This window comes from Streptomyces sp. NPDC004788, assembly GCF_053601115.1.
The window spans coordinates 1-4,782 of sequence record NZ_JBSGBF010000187.1; the positions used below are offsets into that span (position 1 = coordinate 1).

The following is a 4,782-nucleotide window of genomic DNA, read 5'->3' on the forward strand; positions in this document are numbered from 1 at the left end:
GTCAATTCACCTCCGTCCCCAGGGAGTTGCCATGCCCTCCGTGACCCGTGGCCGCTGCCGTGTCAGGTGCCGGCCGGCTCAGCGCTCGACGAGCCGGTCGTACTGGGTGGTGGTGTGCCGCAGATGGGCCACCAGCTCGTCGCCGACCCGGGGCTCCTGGGCGTCGGCCGGCACGAACAGGATGGACACCTGCATGTGCGGCGGCTCGGCGAACCAGCGCTGCTTGCCGGCCCAGACGAACGGCGACAGGTTGCGGTTGACGGTGGCGAGACCGGCGCGGGCCACGCCCTTGGCACGCGGCATCACGCCGTGCATCGCCTTCGGGGCCTCCAGGCCGACGCCGTGCGAGGTGCCGCCGGCGACCACCACGAGCCAGCCGTCGGAGGCGGCCTTCTGCTGGCGGTAGCCGAAGCGGTCGCCCTTGGCGACGCGGGTGACGTCGAGGACCGCGCCGCGGTACTCGGTGGCCTCGTGGTCGCCCAGCCACAGCCGGGTGCCGATGCGGGCGCGGAACCGGGTCTGCGGGAACTGCTGCTGCAGCCGGGCCTGCTCCTCGGCGCGCAGGTGGCTGACGAACATGGTGTGCAGCGGCAGCCGGGCGGCCCGCAGCCGGTCCATCCAGGCGATGACCTCCTCGACGGCGTCCGTGCCGTCCGGGCGGTCGAGCGGCAGGTGCAGGGCGAAGCCCTCCAGGCGCACGTCCTCGATGGCCGCGTGCAGCTGGGGCAGCTCCTCCTCGCGGACTCCGTGCCGCTTCATCGAGCTCATGCACTCGATGACGACCCGGGCGCCCACCAGGGCGCGCACGCCGTCCACGGACGACACGGAGCGGATCACCCGGTCCGGCAGCGGCACCGGCTCCTCGCCCCGCCGGAACGGGGTGAGGACGAGCAGGTCGCCGCTGAACCAGTCCTTGATCCTGGCGGCCTCGTACGTGGTGCCCACCGCGAGCATGTCGGCGCCGAAGCGGCCGGCCTCGTCCGAGAGCCGCTCGTGGCCGAAGCCGTAGCCGTTGCCCTTGCAGACCGGGATGACCCCCGGGAACTGGTCGATGACGGTCTTCTGGTGCGCCCGCCAGCGAGCGGTGTCGACGTAGAGGGAGAGCGCCATGGCCGGCCCGGGACCTTTCTGGTGGCTGCGGTGGGTCAAAAGTGTGTACGAGGCTGGGTGACGAGACTACGCAAGCCTCGTCGTGTCGTCAGCCGGGCGACGGGTCGTCAGCGGCGCGACATGTAGATGTCCAGGGCCTTGTGCAGGAGCTTGTTGAGCGGGAAGTCCCACTCGCCCACGTACTCCACGGCCTCGCCGCCGGTGCCGACCTTGAACTGGATCAGGCCGAAGAGGTGGTCGGTCTCGTCCAGCGAGTCCGAGATGCCGCGCAGGTCGTAGACGGTGGCGCCCATCGCGTAGGCGTCGCGCAGCATCCGCCACTGCATGGCGTTCGAGGGCCGGACCTCGCGGCCGATGTTGTCGGAGGCGCCGTACGAGTACCAGACGTGGCCGCCGACGACGAGCATGGTGGCCGCGGAGAGGTTCACGCCGTTGTGGCGGGCGAAGTAGAGCCGCATGCGGTTGGGGTCCTCGTTGTTGAGGACGGTCCACATGCGCTGGAAGTACGACAGCGGGCGCGGCCGGAACTTGTCGCGGACGGCGGTGATCTCGTACAGCCGCTGCCACTCGGCGAGGTCCTCGTAGCCGCCCTGCACGACCTCGACGCCGGCCTTCTCGGCCTTCTTGATGTTGCGGCGCCACAGCTGGTTGAAGCCCTTGAGGACCTCGTCGAGCGAGCGGCCCGCGAGCGGCACCTGGAAGACGTAGCGGGGCTGGACGTCACCGAAGCCGGCGCCGCCGTCCTCGCCCTGCTGCCAGCCCATCTTGCGCAGCCGGTCGGCCACCTCGAAGGCGCGCGGCTCGATGTGGGTGGCCTCGACGTCGCGCAGGCGCTTGACGTCCGGGTCCTGGATGCCGGACTTGATCGCGGCCGCGTCCCAGCGGCGGATGACGACCGGCGGACCCATCTTCACGGAGAACGCGCCCTGGTTCTTGAGGTGCGCCAGCATCGGCTGCAGCCAGTCCTCCAGGTTCGGCGCGTACCAGTTGATGACCGGGCCCTCGGGGAGATAGGCGAGGTAGCGCTTGATCTTCGGCAGCTGGCGGTAGAGCACCAGGCCGGCGCCGACGAGTTCGCCGGACTTGTCGAACCAGCCGAGGTTCTCCGAGCGCCACTCGGTCTTCACGTCAGCCCACGCCGGGACCTGGCAGTGGCTCGCCGCGGGCTGGCTCTGGATGAACGCCAGATGCTGCTCTCGGCTGATGGTCCTCAGGGTCAGGCTCATGTCGGGGCGCTCCTCGGCAGGTGTGTCCCCATCGGTCAGGGGCTCCGGCTCTCGCGCCGAAGCCTACTGCGACCTTGGAGCACCCCGAATGGCCACGTCTAGCTGATCACTCCGCCGAAGAGGCCGCCGTGGGCCATGCCGAGGTAGAAGCCCACCCCGGCGGCACCCAGTCCGATGACCAGGAGGAAGCGTTCGCGGGTCGTGACGGAGATGAACTGGCCGTAGGCGCCGGTGAGGATGCCGATCAGTCCGGTCCACGAAGCCAGCAGGTGCAGGTTGTCGAAGAACCCCGTGACGAAGGAGAGGACGCCGAGCGCCAGGGTCACGGCCATCAGGGTGTCCTGGAGCGGATGGGGCTTGCCGTCGGTGGCGAAGAGGGAGTGTCCGGGATCGGGTCGCATTGCCTGGGCCATGTGGCACCTCCTGGCGTGGCTGCCGGACGGCGGCGTCCGTGACGCCGCCGACATCCGTTGTGTACAGATTGCGTCCCCTCACCACCGGATTTCAACCGCAGGGCGATGTGCAGGTACTCTGTACGGTCTGCACCGGTGTCTGCCCAGGTCCGTCCAGGACCCGCGGTCGCCGACACCGTTGCTTACGCATCACGACCCTCCTGCCACGGAACGACCGTGGCCGCTGAGTCCAAAGGAGGTGGGTTCCACATGCGTCACTACGAGGTGATGGTCATCCTCGACCCCGATCTCGAGGAGCGCGCTGTCTCCCCGCTGATCGAGAACTTCCTCTCCGTCGTCCGTGAGGGCAACGGAAAGGTCGAGAAGGTCGACACCTGGGGCCGTCGTCGTCTCGCCTACGAGATCAAGAAGAAGCCCGAGGGCATCTACTCGGTCATCGACCTGCAGGCCGAGCCTGCGGTCGTCAAGGAGCTCGACCGCCAGATGAACCTGAACGAGTCGGTCCTCCGGACCAAGGTCCTCCGCCCCGAGACCCACTGAGCTTCCGCTCAAAGGTTCTCGGGTCCGAGTAGCAGTAAGCAGCCGTAAGCAATCCCGCCGAGAGGTTCACCCATGGCAGGCGAGACCGTCATCACGGTCGTCGGCAACCTTGTCGAAGACCCCGAGCTGCGCTTCACCCCGTCCGGTGCGGCGGTCGCGAAGTTCCGCATCGCGTCCACTCCCCGCACCTTCGACCGTCAGACCAACGAGTGGAAGGACGGCGAGAGCCTGTTCCTGACCTGCTCGGTCTGGCGTCAGGCGGCGGAGAACGTCGCCGAGTCCCTTCAGAAGGGCATGCGCGTCGTCGTGCAGGGCCGTCTGAAGCAGCGGTCCTACGAGGACCGCGAGGGCGTCAAGCGCACGGTCTACGAGCTGGATGTCGAGGAAGTCGGTCCCAGCCTGCGCAACGCCACGGCCAAGGTCACCCGTACCACCGGTCGCGGTGGTCAGGGCGGCTACGGCGGCGGCGGTCAGCAGGGTGGCGGCGGTGGCTGGGGTGGCAACTCCGGCGGCGGCCAGCAGGGTGGCGGAGCTCCCTCCGACGACCCCTGGGCCTCCAGCGCCCCGTCCGGCGGCCAGCAGGGCGGCGGCGGTGGCTGGGGTGGCAACTCCGGCGGCGGCTACTCGGACGAGCCCCCCTTCTAGGGCCTGCGCCCCGGAAGCAGCTCGTACCCAAACTTCTTGATCACACAGGAGAAACACCATGGCGAAGCCGCCTGTGCGCAAGCCTAAGAAGAAGGTCTGCGCGTTCTGCAAGGACAAGGTCGCGTACGTCGACTACAAGGACACGAACATGCTGCGGAAGTTCATCTCCGACCGCGGCAAGATCCGTGCCCGTCGCGTGACCGGCAACTGCACGCAGCACCAGCGTGACGTCGCCACGGCCGTCAAGAACAGCCGTGAGATGGCGCTGCTGCCCTACACGTCCACCGCGCGCTAAGGGAAGGGTGACCGAAAAATGAAGATCATCCTCACCCACGAGGTCTCCGGCCTCGGCACTGCCGGCGACGTCGTTGACGTCAAGGACGGCTACGCTCGCAACTACCTGGTCCCGCGCGGTTTCGCGATCCGCTGGACCAAGGGTGGCGAGAAGGACGTGGCGCAGATCCGCCGCGCCCGCAAGATCCACGAGATCGCGACCATCGAGCAGGCCAACGAGGTCAAGGCCAAGCTCGAGGGCACGAAGGTCCGTCTGGCCGTTCGCTCCGGCGAGGCCGGCCGTCTCTTCGGTTCCGTGACCCAGGCCGACGTCGCCGCCGCGATCAAGACCGCGGGTGGCCCGGACGTCGACAAGCGTCGCGTCGAGCTCGGCTCGCCGATCAAGACCCTGGGCTCGCACCAGGTCTCCGTGCGTCTGCACGCCGAGGTCGTCGCGAAGCTCGGCGTCGAGGTCGTCGCCGCGTAACGCTGATCTCAGCCGCGCCGCGGTCGCCACGTACACGCTCACCAACGCCGGCCCCGACACTGCGCGCGGCGTGGTCCTCGACTCCACC

General features: G+C 68.8%; 7 protein-coding genes. 4 read left to right on the forward strand and 3 right to left on the reverse strand.

The genetic code is table 11. The features are described from left to right. Positions 1 to 78 precede the first annotated feature (78 nt). The 3 genes from ACWEJX_RS37365 to ACWEJX_RS37375 form a co-directional block, all read right to left on the reverse strand. Entirely contained in the window at positions 79 to 1,110 is a 1,032-nt protein-coding gene (locus tag ACWEJX_RS37365) for an alanine racemase (RefSeq protein WP_451611862.1), read from the reverse strand. Between the two features lie 107 nt (positions 1,111 to 1,217). Further along, positions 1,218 to 2,336 (reverse strand): lipid II:glycine glycyltransferase FemX, encoded by a 1,119-nt coding sequence (locus ACWEJX_RS37370; RefSeq protein WP_403794391.1) that lies wholly within the window; start codon positions 2,334 to 2,336, stop codon positions 1,218 to 1,220. 98 nt (positions 2,337 to 2,434) lie between these two features. Continuing rightward, positions 2,435 to 2,749, reverse strand: a complete 315-nt coding sequence (locus tag ACWEJX_RS37375) for a hypothetical protein (protein ID WP_451611863.1) — start codon at positions 2,747 to 2,749, stop codon at positions 2,435 to 2,437. A 249-nt stretch (positions 2,750 to 2,998) separates the two neighbouring features. Here ACWEJX_RS37375 and rpsF point away from each other — a divergent pair, with 249 nt between their 5' ends. From rpsF to rplI, 4 genes are all read left to right on the forward strand, one after another. Then, entirely contained in the window at positions 2,999 to 3,289 is a 291-nt protein-coding gene (gene rpsF / locus ACWEJX_RS37380; RefSeq protein WP_004950685.1) for a 30S ribosomal protein S6, read from the forward strand. A gap of 72 nt (positions 3,290 to 3,361) precedes the next feature. Beyond that, positions 3,362 to 3,934 (forward strand): single-stranded DNA-binding protein, encoded by a 573-nt coding sequence (locus ACWEJX_RS37385; protein ID WP_451611864.1) that lies wholly within the window; start codon positions 3,362 to 3,364, stop codon positions 3,932 to 3,934. Positions 3,935 to 3,992: 58 nt separating this feature from the next. Beyond that, the gene (rpsR, locus tag ACWEJX_RS37390) at positions 3,993 to 4,229 is read left to right on the forward strand and encodes a 30S ribosomal protein S18 (protein ID WP_128983236.1); all 237 of its coding nucleotides are present in this window, start codon (positions 3,993 to 3,995) and stop codon (positions 4,227 to 4,229) included. A gap of 18 nt (positions 4,230 to 4,247) precedes the next feature. Further along, entirely contained in the window at positions 4,248 to 4,694 is a 447-nt protein-coding gene (gene rplI, locus ACWEJX_RS37395) for a 50S ribosomal protein L9 (RefSeq protein ID WP_403794397.1), read from the forward strand. The last annotated feature ends 88 nt before the right edge of the window (positions 4,695 to 4,782 follow it).

Coding starts and splice junctions, on each gene's coding strand:
- ACWEJX_RS37365 (WP_451611862.1), bottom strand. CDS start 1,110: ATGGCGCTCTCCCTCTACGTCGACACCGCTCGCTGGCGGGCGCACCAG.
- ACWEJX_RS37370 (WP_403794391.1), bottom strand. CDS start 2,336: ATGAGCCTGACCCTGAGGACCATCAGCCGAGAGCAGCATCTGGCGTTC.
- ACWEJX_RS37375 (WP_451611863.1), bottom strand. CDS start 2,749: ATGGCCCAGGCAATGCGACCCGATCCCGGACACTCCCTCTTCGCCACC.
- rpsF (WP_004950685.1), top strand. CDS start 2,999: ATGCGTCACTACGAGGTGATGGTCATCCTCGACCCCGATCTCGAGGAG.
- ACWEJX_RS37385 (WP_451611864.1), top strand. CDS start 3,362: ATGGCAGGCGAGACCGTCATCACGGTCGTCGGCAACCTTGTCGAAGAC.
- rpsR (WP_128983236.1), top strand. CDS start 3,993: ATGGCGAAGCCGCCTGTGCGCAAGCCTAAGAAGAAGGTCTGCGCGTTC.
- rplI (WP_403794397.1), top strand. CDS start 4,248: ATGAAGATCATCCTCACCCACGAGGTCTCCGGCCTCGGCACTGCCGGC.